Annotated in this window: 18 protein-coding genes; 4 read left to right on the top strand and 14 right to left on the bottom strand. The window is 54.6% G+C overall.

The window, feature by feature from the left end; all coding sequences use genetic code 11:
* Positions 1–82 precede the first annotated feature (82 nt).
* The 10 genes from mprA to ACR42C_RS17630 form a co-directional block, all read right to left on the bottom strand.
* Positions 83–613 (bottom strand): transcriptional repressor MprA, encoded by a 531-nt coding sequence (gene mprA, locus ACR42C_RS17675; protein ID WP_061099626.1) that lies wholly within the window; start codon positions 611–613, stop codon positions 83–85.
* Positions 614–928: 315 nt separating this feature from the next.
* On the bottom strand, positions 929–2113 hold the full coding sequence (locus tag ACR42C_RS17670) for an MFS transporter (protein ID WP_479984389.1): 1185 nt from the start codon (positions 2111–2113) through the stop codon (positions 929–931).
* Positions 2114–2324: 211 nt separating this feature from the next.
* Positions 2325–3320 (bottom strand): glycine betaine/L-proline ABC transporter substrate-binding protein ProX, encoded by a 996-nt coding sequence (proX, locus tag ACR42C_RS17665; protein ID WP_139784221.1) that lies wholly within the window; start codon positions 3318–3320, stop codon positions 2325–2327.
* A gap of 9 nt (positions 3321–3329) precedes the next feature.
* Positions 3330–4394, bottom strand: a complete 1065-nt coding sequence (proW, locus tag ACR42C_RS17660; RefSeq protein ID WP_119916181.1) for a glycine betaine/L-proline ABC transporter permease ProW — start codon at positions 4392–4394, stop codon at positions 3330–3332.
* Positions 4378–5589, bottom strand: a complete 1212-nt coding sequence (gene proV, locus ACR42C_RS17655; protein WP_163330120.1) for a glycine betaine/L-proline ABC transporter ATP-binding protein ProV — start codon at positions 5587–5589, stop codon at positions 4378–4380. The genes proW and proV overlap by 17 nt, the downstream gene beginning before the upstream one ends.
* A gap of 332 nt (positions 5590–5921) precedes the next feature.
* A complete protein-coding gene (gene nrdF / locus ACR42C_RS17650) occupies positions 5922–6881 on the bottom strand; it encodes a class 1b ribonucleoside-diphosphate reductase subunit beta (RefSeq protein WP_479984388.1) in 960 nt (319 codons plus the stop codon).
* 9 nt (positions 6882–6890) lie between these two features.
* Entirely contained in the window at positions 6891–9035 is a 2145-nt protein-coding gene (gene nrdE, locus ACR42C_RS17645) for a class 1b ribonucleoside-diphosphate reductase subunit alpha (protein ID WP_479984387.1), read from the bottom strand.
* Entirely contained in the window at positions 9008–9418 is a 411-nt protein-coding gene (gene nrdI, locus ACR42C_RS17640) for a class Ib ribonucleoside-diphosphate reductase assembly flavoprotein NrdI (protein WP_116343825.1), read from the bottom strand. The genes nrdE and nrdI overlap by 28 nt, the downstream gene beginning before the upstream one ends.
* Positions 9415–9654, bottom strand: a complete 240-nt coding sequence (nrdH, locus tag ACR42C_RS17635) for a glutaredoxin-like protein NrdH (protein WP_116343824.1) — start codon at positions 9652–9654, stop codon at positions 9415–9417. Before nrdH ends, nrdI begins: the two co-directional genes overlap by 4 nt.
* A 243-nt stretch (positions 9655–9897) precedes the next feature.
* Positions 9898–10224 (bottom strand): ElaB/YgaM/YqjD family protein, encoded by a 327-nt coding sequence (locus ACR42C_RS17630; protein ID WP_032642961.1) that lies wholly within the window; start codon positions 10222–10224, stop codon positions 9898–9900.
* A 160-nt stretch (positions 10225–10384) separates the two neighbouring features.
* Between ACR42C_RS17630 and ACR42C_RS17625 the strand changes: the two genes are divergently transcribed.
* Positions 10385–10729, top strand: a complete 345-nt coding sequence (locus tag ACR42C_RS17625; RefSeq protein WP_023308923.1) for a DUF2002 family protein — start codon at positions 10385–10387, stop codon at positions 10727–10729.
* A 32-nt stretch (positions 10730–10761) separates the two neighbouring features.
* Here ACR42C_RS17625 and alaE read toward each other — a convergent pair whose 3' ends face one another.
* Positions 10762–11211 carry an L-alanine exporter AlaE gene (gene alaE / locus ACR42C_RS17620; RefSeq protein ID WP_116343823.1) on the bottom strand — a complete coding sequence of 150 codons (450 nt, stop codon included), beginning with the start codon at positions 11209–11211 and terminating at the stop codon, positions 10762–10764.
* A gap of 494 nt (positions 11212–11705) precedes the next feature.
* Here alaE and stpA point away from each other — a divergent pair, with 494 nt between their 5' ends.
* On the top strand, positions 11706–12110 hold the full coding sequence (gene stpA / locus ACR42C_RS17615) for a DNA-binding protein StpA (RefSeq protein WP_479984386.1): 405 nt from the start codon (positions 11706–11708) through the stop codon (positions 12108–12110).
* Positions 12111–12148: 38 nt separating this feature from the next.
* On the opposite strand, the gene ACR42C_RS17610 is transcribed toward stpA, so the two are convergent.
* Both ACR42C_RS17610 and ACR42C_RS17605 read right to left on the bottom strand, forming a co-directional pair.
* Positions 12149–12328 (bottom strand): hypothetical protein, encoded by a 180-nt coding sequence (locus tag ACR42C_RS17610; protein WP_479984385.1) that lies wholly within the window; start codon positions 12326–12328, stop codon positions 12149–12151.
* 79 nt (positions 12329–12407) lie between these two features.
* On the bottom strand, positions 12408–12929 hold the full coding sequence (locus ACR42C_RS17605) for a rhodanese family protein (protein WP_316380167.1): 522 nt from the start codon (positions 12927–12929) through the stop codon (positions 12408–12410).
* Positions 12930–13107: 178 nt separating this feature from the next.
* Between ACR42C_RS17605 and ACR42C_RS17600 the strand changes: the two genes are divergently transcribed.
* Positions 13108–13266 (top strand): YqaE/Pmp3 family membrane protein, encoded by a 159-nt coding sequence (locus ACR42C_RS17600; protein WP_116343819.1) that lies wholly within the window; start codon positions 13108–13110, stop codon positions 13264–13266.
* On the opposite strand, the gene ACR42C_RS17595 is transcribed toward ACR42C_RS17600, so the two are convergent.
* Complete coding sequence (locus ACR42C_RS17595; protein WP_061097308.1) at positions 13263–14192, bottom strand: LysR substrate-binding domain-containing protein; 930 nt, start codon at positions 14190–14192, stop codon at positions 13263–13265. The two genes, ACR42C_RS17600 and ACR42C_RS17595, sit on opposite strands and share 4 nt — an antisense overlap.
* A gap of 319 nt (positions 14193–14511) precedes the next feature.
* Between ACR42C_RS17595 and ACR42C_RS17590 the strand changes: the two genes are divergently transcribed.
* A complete protein-coding gene (locus ACR42C_RS17590) occupies positions 14512–15117 on the top strand; it encodes an ankyrin repeat domain-containing protein (RefSeq protein ID WP_166712155.1) in 606 nt (201 codons plus the stop codon).
* Positions 15118–15213: the final 96 nt, after the last annotated feature.

Genomic DNA, 15213 nt, shown 5'->3' with positions numbered 1-15213 from the left:
TGTTGTCAGAAAGGCCAGCAGTGTGACGTGCTGGCCTGTCGGTTTTCTTTTATAAATCTGGATTGTTGAGCGTGTCGTCGCGTTAGCGCAGCGCCTCAAGAACTGCGCCTTCTTCATCCATCTGGTCCAGACGGGTGAGCAGCTTGCGAGTGATGTGCTCAAGCTGGTCGCGCTCGGCGGTGCTGAGGGCAGACCAGAGTTTGTGCAGGCAATTGTGCTGAGGTGGCAGCACCTCACGCAGGAACTGGTGACCTTTATCGGTCAATTGCAGATGCAGGCAGCGGCGATCGTTATCGCTTTCACGGCGCTCAATCCAGCCGCGCTTTTCCAGCTCATCAGCAATACGGGTCGCATTGGTACGGGACGATCCCAGCGCGCAGCTCAGCTCAGAAGGCTGAATACTGTGGTTTTCCTGAGACTCCAGCGTAATCAACGCCATAAACAACGTCTCGTTAATCCCTTGAGCTTTCAGCATTTTATTACGATTTTCCAGCAGTTTACCCTGCATGTGCATGCACAGGCGGGTCAGCAGGATCTCCTGATACGGGAAGTCCTCATGACGACTGGCGCGGAATTTAAGCATTTGTTCAATGGGCGTAAACGAACTATCCATTTTGGGCATAACCTCATTAATTACAGCCGATATAGTAACGATGGTGACAAATAATGTAAATGGATTATTTGTGCGGTTATATCCGCCAAATGAATGCCACCATCAGAAAGCGCCGGGTAAGTCCGTGACCCGGTGAGCACAGAAAGCGTAGGGTATGAACCCGCTGAAGAGAGGATGTGAGGACGGGGGTCTGAACTATTCATGCCAATTGTAGATATGTCACCCACATTAAAATTTCTGGGATAAATGATTACGTTTACATTAACAGACTGCCGGGCCCCTTTACACCCTAAGAGGCCCAAAGCAATGTAAAACTTAGTGAATTGCTTCCTGACGATGGTAGCCGCGCCACCACACAACAAGGTTAAGCGCGGCGACGATTGCGCCAATTCCGCACACACCTGACCAGCCGGCGTGCTGCCATGCCGACGCCGAAATTAACGAACCTGCTGCCCCACCAATGAAGTAGCTGGTCATGTATCCGGCCGTGAGGCGGTTACGCGCCTCGGGCTTCACGCGGTAAATCACGGTCTGGTTGGTGATATGCACACCCTGTACGGTGAGATCCAGCACCAGAATACCGACGATCAGCGCCAGCACCGAGATGTGTCCATACCAGATAGCCGCCCAGGAGAGCAGGAGCAAAACCAGTCCGGCGGTCGTGGTGATATGCGATTTGCCTTTGTCGGCCAGCCCGCCTGCCGGGCGCGCGCCCAATGCACCGGCGGCACCGGCCAGGCCGAACAGACCAATCACCCCTTCTGAATAGTTAAACGGCGGTGCGGCGAGCAGAAATGCCATCGACGTCCAGAGAATGCTGAAGTTAGCGAAGGTTAGACACCCCAGCAGAGCGCGGGTGCGCAGCAGTTTATCCTGCGTGAACAGGCTAAACACGGAGGCCAGAAGCTGCGGGTAATTCAGGTGGTTCTCCTGCTTCACCTTCGGCAGCCCGCGCCACAGCGCCAGCGCCATCACCACCATCAATACGCTCGCCACCCAGTAAACGGTGCGCCAGCCGCCGAGGCTTGCCAGCAGCCCGGCAACGGTACGCGCCAGCAGGATCCCGAGCAGCAGGCCGCTCATAATGGTACCCACCACCTTGCCGCGTTTTTCCGGGGAGGCAAGGGTTGCCGCGAGGGGCACCAGAATTTGCGCGACGACGGAAAACAGTCCCGTTAGCGCGGTGCCGACAATCATCATCGCCAGCGACTGGCTGCTGGCGGTGATCAGCATGCCGCCTGCGGCCAGAAGCGTCATCGAAACAATCAGCATCCGGCGTTCAAACATATCTCCGAGCGGCACCAGGAACAGCAGCCCGGCGGCGTAGCCAAGCTGTGCGGCGGTGACGATAAAGCCTGCCGAGCTGGCGGAAAGGACAAACGCGCGGGCGATAGTATCGAGCAGAGGCTGCGAGTAATAGTTGCTGGCGACTGCCAGACCCGTTGCCACGGACATCAAAAGGATGAGTGCGGGACTAAGCCCCTGAGTTGTTTTCGTCATTGGTTTCAGGAATCGTTAGTTAAGTGATTATTTTTCCGGAAACTATAATAACCAATGATTGTGAATGTTGGGGGATTGTTATGTGTGTGTTTGTGCGGTTTGGGTTGGGTGCGGTTTGAGCCCCTCACCCCGGCCCTCTCCCCGAAGGGGAGAGGGTGTATAAAGTCCCCTCTCCCCTTCGGGGAGAGGGTTAGGGTGAGGGGTGTTGTTTTTACTTCTGCGCTTCAAGCGCCTCTTTCACCCAGCCGTCAAACTGCTGCTGGTGAGCTTTGATCCAGCCGTCCACGTGGCCTTTCACATCCGCCTCAGAGGATTTGCCCGCGTGCATCATCGCATTCTGGGCGTTGATGTCCGCCAGCGGGAGCTTCATCACCGAGAACAGCTTCGCCGCCGCCGGGTTTTTCTCCGCCCAGGCTTTATTAGCCACGATATGCATGGTGTTCACCGGGAAGCCGTAGTTCATGCCGTTCGGCAGTTTGGTGTCGATATCTTTCTGCTCGCCCGGCAGGGAGGAGAACGGTACCTGCAGCCACACCACGTCTTTACCCGGCTTCAGCACGTCGCTCACCCAGTACGGTGTCCAGGTGTAGTAGATCACCGGTTTCCCCTCTTTAAAGCGGGCAATGGTGTCGGCCATCATCGCTGAATAGTTGCCGTGGCTCACGTCGACGGTTTTCGCCAGATCGAACGCTTTGTTCTGGTGGTTAATCACCGCTTCACAGCCCCAGCCCGGCGAGCAGCCCATCATGTCGGCCTTGCCGTCACCGTTAGTGTCGAACAGTCTGGCGATCTTCGGATCTTTCAGCTGTTCAATATTGGTGATGTGATACTTATCCGCGGTTTTCTTGTCGATCAGATAACCCTGAGCCGCACCCGTCACGAAGGTGCCTTCGCGATAGAATTTCTTGTCGCCACCGGCGGCGGCATACATGTCGTCGTGCAGCGGCTGCCAGTTCACCGCGGTAAAGGTGGCGTCACCGGAGGCAATCGAGGTGTAGCCCACGTTGTAATCCACTTCGCTCGGCGTATTGACCGTATAGCCCAGCTTCTCCAGCGCGCGGCTGACGATCAGGGTCTGGAAGCTCTCTTCCGAAATGGTGCTCTGCACCGGCTGCACGGTAATGCCTTTACCCGGCAGGTCAGCGGCAAACGCGCTGGTGGAGACAAGGGTGGCAAACGCTGTAGCAAAAAGTACGCTCTGTCGCATCGTTGTTCCTTATTTTGTAAATGGGCGGGTCAGTAACCCGACGGGGCCGGTGGTATACCAGCGACGGTTGCCGCGACTGCGTGAATCACGACCGACGGCCTGAGTCAGGCGATCGAGAATAATGGCGAGGATCACAATCCCGACGCCGCCAACGGTGGCCAGCCCCATGTCGAGACGGCCAATGCCGCGCAGCACCATCTGGCCCAGTCCGCCAACGGCGATCATCGAGGCGATCACCACCATCGACAGGGCCAGCATCAGCGTCTGGTTAACGCCTGCCATGATGGTCGGCATCGCCAGCGGGAGCTGAACCTTAAACAGCATCTGGCGCGGGCTGGCACCAAACGAGCGCGAGGCCTCAATCAGATCCGCAGGTACCTGGTTAATCCCCAGGATGGTCAGACGAATAATCGGCGGCAGGGCGAAGATAATGGTCACCACCACGCCCGGCACGTTACCGATGCCGAACAGCATCACGATAGGCACCAGATAGACGAACGCCGGCGTGGTCTGCATTGCATCCAGCAGCGGACGAATAATCTTCGCGGCCCGCGGGCTGCGCGCCAGCCAGATCCCCATCGGTAGCCCGATGACGATGCAGAAGAGCAGGGCGGTCAGCACCAGCGCCAGCGTGATCATTGCCTGCGACCACGCGCCAATCGCGCCGATGGCAATCAGCGAAATCAGCGTGGCGATGCCCATCCCCGCGCTGCCGAACTGCCAGGCAATCAGGGAGAACAGGATAATGGCCACCGGCGCAGGCATGCCCAGCATCAGCTGCTGGAAGCCGTTCAGGATGTAGTCCACCGGGACGCGGATCCCCTGGAACACCGGACGGAAGTGCGTGACCACCCAGTCGATCCCCTCCGTAACCCAGCTGTCCAGCGGGATCAGGGTTTTATGGAACGGATCCATGATGTTGAAGTGTTCTGGCGCAGGCGCGGGCGCGCTGTTCAGCCAGTCTGCCGCGCCGCCGCCGTCGGCAGGTGCAGGCGTGGAGCCCCATGCGTCGGCGGATTGCGCAGCGCTGTCCGCTGCCTCTGTGGTGCCCCACGGGTTAGTTTGATCGGTCATTGTTTGCCCCCTCGCGATCTAAAGCCTGCAGCAGCATCCGTTTGGAGATGATGCCGACGTACTGTTGTTCCTCACCCACGACCGGCACGGCGCACGGCGCCTGGCCCACGTGAGAGAGCAACTCGCTGAGCGGCGTTTCGGCGTCCACGGCAAGCGGAGCGTCAATTAACGCCGCATCGATCCCCTGATTTTCGCTAAGCGCGGTTTTCAGAGAGTCGATGGAGACAACGCCGACAAATTTATTGCCGCGTTCAACCAGATAACCGTATTCACGGTCTTCGTCCTGCAGCAGCTTAAGGGCGGAGCGCGGGCCGAAGCCTGGCGTTTTACGGATAATGCCGTTCGGCGTTCGGCGCGCAATATCTTTAGCGCTAAATACCTGGCTAATATCCACGCCGCGGAAGAAGGTTCGCACGTAATCATTCGCCGGATTATTCAGAATTTCATCCGGCGTGCCGACCTGCACCACCTCTCCGTTTTGCATAATGGCAATTCGGTCGCCAATACGCATGGCTTCGTCTAAATCGTGGGAAATAAAGACAATAGTTCGCTGATGTCTGGCCTGTAATTTTACCAGCTCATCCTGCATCTCGGTGCGAATTAACGGATCGAGGGCTGAGAAGGCTTCATCCATTAATAATATGTCTGGATTAATGGCCAACGCGCGGGCTAATCCCACGCGCTGACGCATACCGCCGGAAAGTTCATCCGGATACGCGTGAGCATAATTCTCAAGCCCCACCTGGCGCAGGGCATCAAGGGCTTTTTCCTGACGTTCCTGAGCGGGCGTGCCGGCTAATTCCATGCCAAAGGCGGTATTATCCAGCACCGTCATGTGCGGCATCAGCGCGAATGACTGAAACACCATTGCGATCTTCTTTCTGCGCACCTCGCGAAGCTCGGCGTCTGATATTCTGGCGATATCCACACCGTCAATCAGCACCTGCCCGCGGGTGGGTTCAATCAGGCGATTGAGAAGGCGAACCATAGTGGATTTACCCGAACCGGATAACCCCATGATGACAAAAATCTCGCCTTCTTCAATGGCCAGACTGGCGTCTTTAACGCCAAGCGATAGCCCGGTTTTTTCCAGAATTTGCTCTTTCGAAAGGCCTTTCTCAATATATTTGAATGCGCGCTGCGGGTGCTCGCCAAATACTTTATAAAGATTTTTCACTTCTAATTTAATTGCCATGCAATAGAGAGTGTCCTGTTATTTGTTTATGTCGATATGATTACCATGGTAAATTGTTAACGGGCATAACCCTAACATACTCAGAATCTGAGACAACCCTGGGTTTGCTTATGACGTGAATTTTCAGGTAAGCGAAGCGGCTGAATTTCCCATGAATAAAGGGCTGAGGGCAGTTTGAATTTTTCTCATTTTTTTTGCTGCGGCATCAGGAAATTTCGCCTGAATCGGTGTGATTCAGGCGAATATGACGCGGAAATTACAGTGTAGTTGTTTTGTAAATATTAGAGAGAGAATTGTTGGGTTTATATTAAATTAACGAACGTTAGCGTTCATTAAAAATCCCAGTCTTCATCCTCGGTTTCCACCGCCTTGCCCATCACATACGATGAGCCGGATCCCGAGAAGAAGTCGTGGTTTTCATCGGCATTCGGCGACAGCGCCGCCAGGATCGCCGGGTTCACCTCCGCCATCTCCGGCGGGAACAGCGCGTCGTAACCAAGGTTCATCAGCGCTTTGTTCGCGTTGTAGCAGAGAAACGCTTTTACGTCCTCTTCCCAGCCCGTTCCGGCGTACAATTCTTCGGTATAGTTCAGTTCGTTGTCGTACAGATCCATCAGCAAATCGAGCGCAAAACCTTTGAGCTCCTCGCGTTTCTCCGGACTGACTTTCTCCAGCCCTTTCTGGTATTTATAGCCGATGTAATACCCGTGAACCGCCTCGTCACGAATGATGAGTCGAATCAAATCGGCGGTGTTGGTGAGCTTGCCCCGGCTCGACCAGTACATGGGCAGCCAGAAGCCGGAATAGAAGAGGAAGGATTCCAGGAACACGCTGGCGATCTTCTTCTTCAGCGGCTCGTCGGCGCGGTAATATTCCAGCACCAGCTCCGCCTTTCGCTGCAACGACTCGCTCTCTTCACTCCAGGCGTAGGCCGCGTCCACGTCTTTGGTCTGGCACAGCGTGGAGAAAATCGAGCTGTAGGAGCGGGCATGTACCGCCTCCATAAAGCTGATGTTCGACATCACCGCCTCTTCGTGCGGCGTCAGCGCGTCGCTCATCAGTGCGGGGGCACCCACGGTATTCTGGATGGTGTCCAGCAGCGTCAGGCCGGTAAAGACGCGGATCGTCAGCTGCTGCTCGGCGTGGCTCAGCGTCTGCCAGGCTGGAATATCGTTTGAGAGCGGCACCTTTTCCGGCAGCCAGAAGTTGCTGGTCAGGCGGTTCCACACCTCCAGGTCTTTATCATCCTGGATTTTATTCCAGTTAACGGCACTCACGCGTGACAGTTTCATCCTTTCTCCTTACAGCGCGCAGGACACGCAGCCTTCGATTTCGGTACCTTCCAGCGCAAGCTGGCGCAGGCGAATGTAGTAGAGCGTTTTGATGCCTTTCTTCCAGGCGTAGATCTGCGCTCTGTTGATATCCCGCGTGGTGGCGGTGTCCGGGAAGAAGAGCGTCAGCGACAGCCCCTGATCCACGTGCTTTGTCGCTTCGGCGTAGGTATCGATGATTTTTTCCGGGCCGATCTCATACGCATCCTGGTAAAGCGCCAGGTTCTCGTTGGTCATAAACGGGGCGGGGTAGTAAACGCGCCCGGTTTTGCCTTCCTTACGAATTTCAATTTTCGACACGATCGGGTGAATGCTCGACGTGGCGTGGTTGATGTAGGAAATCGAACCGGTTGGCGGCACGGCCTGCAGGTTCTGGTTGTAGATGCCGTAGCGCATCACGTCGTCACGCAGCTGCTGCCACATCTCTCGCGTCGGCAGGGTAATCCCCGCGCGGGCGAACAGTTCGCGCACTTTTTCGGTTTTTGGCTGCCAGTCGCCTTCCAGATACTGGCTGAAATATTCCCCGCTGGCGTAGCGGGATTGCTCAAAGCCTGCGAACCGCTGGCTGCGCTCGCGCGCCAGCATCATCGAGGTGTGCAGCGCGTGCCAGGTGACGGTGTAGAAATAGAGGTTGGTGAAATCCAGCCCTTCCGGACTGCCGTAGGCGATACCTTCCCGCGCCAGATAACCGTGCAGGTTCATCTGCCCCAGGCCAATGGCATGCGATGCGGCGTTACCCGCCTCGATGGAGGGCACGCTGCGGATGTGGCTCATGTCTGAGACCGCCGTCAGCCCGCGAATGGCGGTCTCCACCGTGCGGCCAAAATCCGGCGAATCCATGGTGTGAGCAATATTGAGCGACCCGAGGTTGCAGGAGATATCTTTGCCGATTTCCGCATAGTCCAGGTTCTCGTCGTAGGCGGACGCGCTGTTGACCTGCAAGATCTCCGAGCACAGGTTGCTCATGTTGATACGCCCGGCGATCGGGTTGGCACGGTTCACCGTGTCCTCGAACATGATGTACGGATAACCGGACTCAAACTGAATTTCGGCCAGCGTCTGGAAGAAATCGCGGGCGTTGATGTATTTTTTACGAATGCGCTCGTCGGCCACCAGCTCGTCGTACAGCTCGCTGATGGCCACGTCGCCAAACGCTTTGCCGTAAATACGCTCAATATCATAGGGCGAGAAGAGCGCCATCTCGGCATTCTCTTTAGCCAGTTTAAAAGTAATATCCGGGATCACCACGCCGAGCGACAGGGTTTTGATGCGGATTTTTTCGTCGGCGTTTTCGCGTTTGGTATCGAGAAAACGCAGAATGTCCGGGTGATGCGCATGCAGGTAAACCGCTCCCGCGCCCTGACGTGCGCCAAGCTGGTTGGCATAGGAGAACGCGTCTTCCAGCATCTTCATCACCGGGATTACCCCGGAGGACTGGTTTTCGATGCGCTTGATCGGCGCACCCGCTTCACGCAGGTTCGAGAGCAGAAACGCCACGCCGCCGCCGCGTTTGGAAAGCTGCAGTGCCGAGTTCACCGCGCGACCAATCGACTCCATATTGTCCTCGATGCGCAGGAGGAAGCAGGAGACCAGCTCGCCGCGCTGGGCTTTACCGCAGTTGAGAAACGTCGGCGTGGCGGGCTGGAAGCGGCCGGAGAGGATCTCCTCCGTCAGCCTTTCGGCCAGCGCTTCGTCGCCCTGGGCCAGCGTCAGCGCCACCATCACGGTGCGATCTTCAAAGCTTTCCAGGTAGCGTTTGCCGTCGAAGGTTTTCAGGGTGTAGCTGGTGTAATACTTCCACGCGCCGAGGAAGGTCTGGAAACGAAAACCGCTGGCATGGGCGCGCTCAAACAGATTCACCACGAAAGCGCGGTTATAGCGGGCCAGCGCGCGTTCCTCGTAATAACCTTCGTTAACCAGATAGTCGAGACGTTCCTGCTGGCTGCCAAAAGCGACGCTGTTCGGACGGACGTGGGCCGCGAAAAAGGCTTCTACCGCCTCGCGATCTTTGCCAAACTGAATGCGCCCCTCCCGGTCATAGAGGTTAAGCATCGCGTTTAATGCGTGGTAGTCCGGCGTTGCCTGAATTACCCGTTCTGCGGTTGTCGTTGCCAAAATTCGTTCACTCCTTTACGCACGTTTTCTACGTCCTGCTGTGTCCCCATCAGTTCGAAACGATAGAGATACGGCACGCCGCATTTTTGAGAGATGACATCCCCGGCGCGGCCATACGCATCGCCGAAATTACGATTGCCCGCCGCGATCACGCCCCGAATCAGCTCCCGGTTATGAGGATCGTTCAGAAAGCGGATCACCTGGCGAGGCACCGCTCCCGCCGTACCGCCCCCGCCATAGCTGGGCACCACCAGAATGTAAGGTTCGTCTACCTGAATACGCTCCCGCTCGTTGAGCGGAATACGCACCGCAGGCAGTCCGAGGCGCTCAATAAAGCGGAGCGTGTTTTCCGAGCTGCTGGAAAAGAAGACCAGCCTGCTCATGCACGCGTGGCCTGAGCGCTCAGGCGGTTAATCATGTCCGGGCGAAAGCCAGACCAGCTGGTGTCACCGGCAACCACCACCGGAAGCTGACGAAATCCCTGCGCGCGCAGGGTATCGGCGGCCTCGGGCTGCTGGTCGATATTCACCATCTCAAACGCCACGCCGCGGCTCTCCATCGCCCGTTTGGTGGCGTGGCACTGAACACAGTCATTACGAGTGTAAATAATAATGCTCATGATTCGTATTTCCATTTAGAATGAGAAAAGGGCGCGAGTTAACGCGTCAGGTAGTGTGTGTCTTTCTAAAGAGAATACTAGATGTAGTTGAGATAAGATTCAACCATACAAGATATGGGAAATTCAGATTGATGTTGCCCTGATGATGAGCACAGCGGGGCAGGGCTGGCTGTACGGGTTTTTCGGGTGTGAAGGCAAAGAAAAGCCCCGGCGCCAGAGGCTACCGGGGCGGATAAGTCAGACTTACTTACGCAGGCTGAGCAGGGCACCGACAAAGATGCCGACCGCCGCGACGGTTCCCAGCGTACAAAGTGGTTTTTCACGTACGAAGGTCGTAGCGCAGCTTGCCATATCGCAGGCCGCCTGTGTGGCGCGTGAACGTCCGTTCATGCGGGCGCGGGTTTCACGGAGCAGAGACTGAGCCTTACGTTTTGCGGCATCCGCTTCGTCCTTCGCGTCAGTACCCCAGGACTTCAGCACCTCTTCCAGCGTGTCCGCTAATTGGCTGACATCATTACGAATATCCTGAGCGTCGTCGTTAATATCGTTTCGGTTCGGTCTGTTAAACATACGATCCTCCGTAATTTTGTGTTCCTGATGAGTTTAGTTCAGAAATTTAATATCTGAAGCGCATCACGCGTTATCCGGCAGTTTATGGACTATTCTGAAAGCCCTGCTAATGCTGAATACTGTAAGGTTGCCGGGCAGGAAAAGATAACGAGGAAAAGATATGTATTTACGACCTGACGAGGTGGCACGCGTTCTTGAAAAAGAGGGATTCACCATGGATGAGGTGACGCCAAAAGCGTATGGATATCGCCGAGGCGAGAATTATGTGTATGTTAATCGTGAAGCCAGGATGGGACGTACCGCACTCATTATTCACCCGACGCTGAAAGACAGAAGTCTGTCATTTGCTGAACCTGCCTCGGATATTAAAACCTGCGATCATTATCAGCAATTTCCGCTCTATTTAGGCGGTGAACGGCATGAGCATTATGGTATTCCGCACGGTTTCAGCTCGCGTATGGCGCTGGAGCGGTTTCTTAAGGGACTGTTTGGCGACGTACAGTAAATCTGCGACTGGCATTCGCCAGTCGCTTCACATTACGCTTTTACCTGGCTGTACTGGCTGACTTTGAACAGACGGCGGCAGTAGTCGAGAAAATAGCCGTATACCGCACCCATCAGCATTGATACCACGATATTCGAACTGACCGCTGCGGCGATCTGGTGCCAGTCCGCGCCCACCGTCAGCAAAATAGCCACGTAGACCGGAGACTGGAACGTGACGTACGCCAGTACGTCGGCAAGGTTTTTCATCCAGCCCGCCGGGCTGATACGACGCGAGAAGCGCATGACGGCATCGCGGTATAGCCCGTAAGGCCATGCGATAATAATATTGACCGGGATCGCCACCAGGCGAGAAGAAAGTGACTGCTCGAAGGTCATTCCGGAGAGGAATATTTCGATCAGCATGTTCACGACGGAACAGTAAACAACCATCGCGAAAGTATCCGCCACCGCGTGGCGCAGGCGAGATTGCGGCGAGAACATGTCTGAACTCCTTGAGAAGAACACGGTGGAAACGATTTTCCTGCAGCGGTTAGTGCTTTAGGTTGGTTTGCTTGAGGTGTATAGAGTATATCTCTGACTTTGAACTAACAACTAGTGATTAATTTTTATTTAATCACCTTTTGTCCACAAAATTCTCTAAAATTGTGTGATTTTTACTCTGTTCGTTATAATCTGTCTCGTTTGATAATTTTTATAATTTAATCAATTGGTTAGTTTTAATGTTTGTGCGGGTGAAAATCACCGTTATGGTAGCGGCGCAATATGCTGTGATTCGGATAAAAGTTGACCATTTATATGGATGCAGTGATTAGATTCGCCTCTGCCCTGACTGCATCCTGTTCTAATATTAACAGCGTGATTTAGTTATATTTACAATTATGCCCATACGGTCCTTTGGGTAGATATTTCAACTCAAATGAATTATTCTGTCGGCGATTTATCTATTTACCCCAAAGAAAAGGTTTTCAAATAATATGTCTTTGACGTTACAGAATCTTAATAATATCCGAACCCTGCGCGCGATGGCGCGTGAATTATCCCTGGACGTTCTTGAGGAAATGCTGGAAAAGGTCAGGGTCGTTACTGAAGAGAAACGCAGCGAGCTGGCAGAATTAGAGCAGCAGCGTGCCGAGCAGCAGGAAAAAATTAATGCCCTGCTTGAGCTGATGAAAGCCGATGGTATTTCCCCCTCCGATCTGCTGGGTTCAGAACTGGCGCAGGCGGGTAAAGCGACTAAAAAGCGTAAACCGCGTGAAGCGAAATATCGCTTTATTGACCAGAACGGTGAAGAGAAAACGTGGACCGGCCAGGGCCGCACGCCGAAGCCTATTGCCAGCGCGCTGGCAGAGGGTAAATCACTGGATGATTTTCTGATCTAATACGTGGACCGGGCGGAACAAGCCGCCCGGTTGTCTGTTCAGCAGACGCCGAAATCACCTTCCTCGGTATACGGTGCCAGCTCGGCCGCTTTCAGCGTATATTTTTCACCTTGTTCATTGCTGGCCTGTACCGCTACAACGCTTTCACCGTTCATTTCGAGCACCTTCAGTTTCGGGCCGCCTTTAAGCGGTTGCACATAATCACCGACAGAAAACATATAACCTCCTCATCGTTTTAGCGATCTTCACCTTAGCCCACGTCCGGCACCGGGTACAGCGTAATTCATTGATTACTGCTTATGGGGTACGACGGTTCCACGGCATTATCTTCAGCAGCCGCGCCATGCCACAAAAGCCCGTAACACCGGCGAAAAGCAGCCCGGCGCCGACAAAACCGCTTAGCAGGAAAAAGCCGCTGGAGACGCTATAGCCCAGCACCACGCCGCAGAGGATCAGCAGTCCGGCGGCAATTTGTACCTGCCGCATCAGCGGAAGCGGCTGGGATTTATCTTCAACGGTCAGCAGCCCGGCCTGCTTCCAGCCCTGAATGCCCCCCTCAACCACGAAGGCCTGAGCCGGAGACGCTGCCTGCGCAAGTCGCGCAGCATTGTTTGATGTCCGTGCCCCGGACTGACAGTGAAAAATCACCGTTTCACCAGGGGATGCATTAAGCCCGCCGGGTAAAGAATCCAGCGGTATGGAGTGCGCTGCCGGAATATGCTCACGGGCATACTCGTCGGGATCGCGAATATCAACCAGTTTTGCGCCTTCTTTAACAAGCGCGTTTGCCTGCTGAGGCGAAATAAGAGAAAGAGACATGGTGTTTCCTTTCGGTCAATTTCTGAGTAGTAGAACATTTAAGGAAAGGCTTAAGCCAGTGTAAAAAGGGTAAAGGCAGGTAAAAGCGCGAGAGACGAATGGCGGTTACCCGTAAACTGGCTATGCTTAGAGAGTGTCTCTTTTTAATTTTCAATTGGTTAGCTTGCACGGAGTGATTATGGGTTTTTGGCGCGTTGTTTTTACGATTATTCTCCCGCCGCTGGGCGTGCTGCTTGGCAAGGGACTGGGCTGGGCGTTTATTCTGAACATCCTTCTGACCCTTCTGGGCTACTTCCCGGGTCTTATCCACGCGTTTTGGGTACAAACGAAAAACTAAGTGCGCCACAGTAAGTCACTGTAGATGCCGGTCAATACGCCCTCCGGGCCAAACTGCTGTTTGATCCAGCGCGTCACCTGGCCGGTCGCTGCATGCTGCGTGGCGAGCAGCATGCGCGAATCCTGACGCGGGTTATTAATGCGCCGCGTGATGAGCAGCCCGTCTTCCACCGCCTCTCTTGCCATGTATTCCGGCAAAAAGCCAATCCCTTCCCCCAGAATCTGACACTGGCACTTGGTGTTGAAATCCGGCACCAGAATCGCCTCCTGGCCGTGCAGCAGCCAGCCGACCTTTTTGTTGATGGTATGCGCTGTATCTTCCACCATGATGTTGGGATACAGACGCAGCTGGCTCTCCGCTATCGGTTCGGGAACAAAGGCGAGGGGATGTTCCGGCGCGATGGCAAACACCCAGCGGATGGCGCCAATTTCGGTGTAATCAATCCCGCCGCCGTCCAGCAGGGTGTCCGGTGCGCCGATGGCGATGTTGGCCTGGTTGTTGATGATGGAATCCCAGACGCCGTTGTACACCTCGGTGGTGACGGTGATCTGACAGGTGGGAAACTGCTTTTTCAGCACCTGCAGCAGCCGCGCGGTATGGCGCGGCGTATACAAGAGCTGATTAATGCAGATACGCACCCGCGCCTCAATGCCCTGAGAGATGGTATCTATCCCGCGCTTGATGGCGTGAAAATCGTTCAGCAGGTCGGTGGCTTTACGGTAAAAGTAAAACCCGGATTCGGTCAGCTCGATGCTGCGCGTATTGCGCACAAACAGCACCACGTCCAGCCCGGTCTCCATGCGTTTGATGGTGTAACTGATGGCGGAGGTCGTCACGCCCAGCTCGGCGGCGGCTTTGCTGAAGCTGCCGAAGCGTGCCGCAGTGGTGAAGGCCAGCAGATTCTCTTCGGTAAAGATGGAATTCATATCACAGCATCCTCAGCCATCAGTTTTGAACATATTTTAACAGCGCCGTTACATCACATTTGAAGTGGGTCACAGTTCTGACTATTTACGCGGAGCCGCGTCATGCAAGGCTTTTACAACCATAAGGATAATGCTGTCTGAGACGATAAAAAGCGGTAAGCCATAAGAAAAAGGTTGCACAGACGCACGTTTTAGCCTGACTGTTGAATTTAACTCAATAATTAATTGCGTGTCGATGAATCATTTTTAAGCGGATTCTTTTGTGACCAGGCTGTTGCTATTCTCAGGTCATCAGAAGTGAAACATTGGGAGACTGAATATGTCTGCAAACGCACTCGTTACGGAATTTCTGCTGGCGGCAGAAGAGGGCAACATCGACGCGCTAAAAGCCTGCCTGGATAACGGCGTGGATATTAACGCCACCAACCGCCAGAAAAGAACCGCCATTATTATTGCCAGCCTGAAAAAGCATTACGCCTGTGTGGAATATTTAATTGCTGCCGGCGCGGATATTGATAAACAGGATCAGACCTGTTTTAACCCCTTCCTGATAAGCTGCCTGACCAATGATTTAACCCTGCTGCGCATTGTCCTTCCGGCGAATCCGGATCTTGACCGCCTGACGCGCTTCGGCGGCGTGGGCATTACCCCTGCCAGTGAAAAAGGCCACGTTGAAATCGTGCGCGAGCTGCTGGCAAAAACCGATATTAACGTCAACCACACCAATTTTGTCGGCTGGACGCCGCTGCTGGAAGCCATTGTGCTGAACGACGGTGGCGCAAAGCAGCAGGAGATTGTGAAGCTGCTGCTGGATCACGGCGCGAACCCGCACATGACCGATAAATACGGTAAAACCCCGCTCGAACTGGCGCGGGAAAAAGGCTTCGATGCAATAGCCGACCTGCTGCTGGCGGCAGGCGCATAACGCATTCGGCCAGCCACTTCAGGCTGGCCGTTAATTCAAAAAAGCATTTTTACCGACGTGCATTCTGCACGACGGCGGCCCCCTTTTATCCGTATT

It is taken from the genome of Enterobacter sp. MG-EB028, from assembly GCF_056673305.1.
Note: the sequence above shows the minus strand (reverse complement) of the source record. Positions and strands in the feature narration are given on the sequence as shown.

Bases quoted from the DNA above. Each gene is read 5' to 3' on its own strand.
- ACR42C_RS17610 (WP_479984385.1), bottom strand. From the start codon at position 12,328: ATGTTTTCTGTCGGTGATTATGTGCAACCGCTTAAAGGCGGCCCGAAA.
- ACR42C_RS17630 (WP_032642961.1), bottom strand. From the start codon at position 10,224: ATGTTTAACAGACCGAACCGAAACGATATTAACGACGACGCTCAGGAT.
- ACR42C_RS17625 (WP_023308923.1), top strand. From the start codon at position 10,385: ATGTATTTACGACCTGACGAGGTGGCACGCGTTCTTGAAAAAGAGGGA.
- stpA (WP_479984386.1), top strand. From the start codon at position 11,706: ATGTCTTTGACGTTACAGAATCTTAATAATATCCGAACCCTGCGCGCG.
- proV (WP_163330120.1), bottom strand. From the start codon at position 5,589: ATGGCAATTAAATTAGAAGTGAAAAATCTTTATAAAGTATTTGGCGAG.
- ACR42C_RS17590 (WP_166712155.1), top strand. From the start codon at position 14,512: ATGTCTGCAAACGCACTCGTTACGGAATTTCTGCTGGCGGCAGAAGAG.
- ACR42C_RS17670 (WP_479984389.1), bottom strand. From the start codon at position 2,113: ATGACGAAAACAACTCAGGGGCTTAGTCCCGCACTCATCCTTTTGATG.
- proW (WP_119916181.1), bottom strand. From the start codon at position 4,394: ATGACCGATCAAACTAACCCGTGGGGCACCACAGAGGCAGCGGACAGC.
- ACR42C_RS17605 (WP_316380167.1), bottom strand. From the start codon at position 12,929: ATGTCTCTTTCTCTTATTTCGCCTCAGCAGGCAAACGCGCTTGTTAAA.
- mprA (WP_061099626.1), bottom strand. From the start codon at position 613: ATGGATAGTTCGTTTACGCCCATTGAACAAATGCTTAAATTCCGCGCC.
- nrdF (WP_479984388.1), bottom strand. From the start codon at position 6,881: ATGAAACTGTCACGCGTGAGTGCCGTTAACTGGAATAAAATCCAGGAT.
- alaE (WP_116343823.1), bottom strand. From the start codon at position 11,211: ATGTTCTCGCCGCAATCTCGCCTGCGCCACGCGGTGGCGGATACTTTC.
- nrdH (WP_116343824.1), bottom strand. From the start codon at position 9,654: ATGAGCATTATTATTTACACTCGTAATGACTGTGTTCAGTGCCACGCC.
- ACR42C_RS17595 (WP_061097308.1), bottom strand. From the start codon at position 14,192: ATGAATTCCATCTTTACCGAAGAGAATCTGCTGGCCTTCACCACTGCG.
- proX (WP_139784221.1), bottom strand. From the start codon at position 3,320: ATGCGACAGAGCGTACTTTTTGCTACAGCGTTTGCCACCCTTGTCTCC.
- ACR42C_RS17600 (WP_116343819.1), top strand. From the start codon at position 13,108: ATGGGTTTTTGGCGCGTTGTTTTTACGATTATTCTCCCGCCGCTGGGC.
- nrdI (WP_116343825.1), bottom strand. From the start codon at position 9,418: ATGAGCAGGCTGGTCTTCTTTTCCAGCAGCTCGGAAAACACGCTCCGC.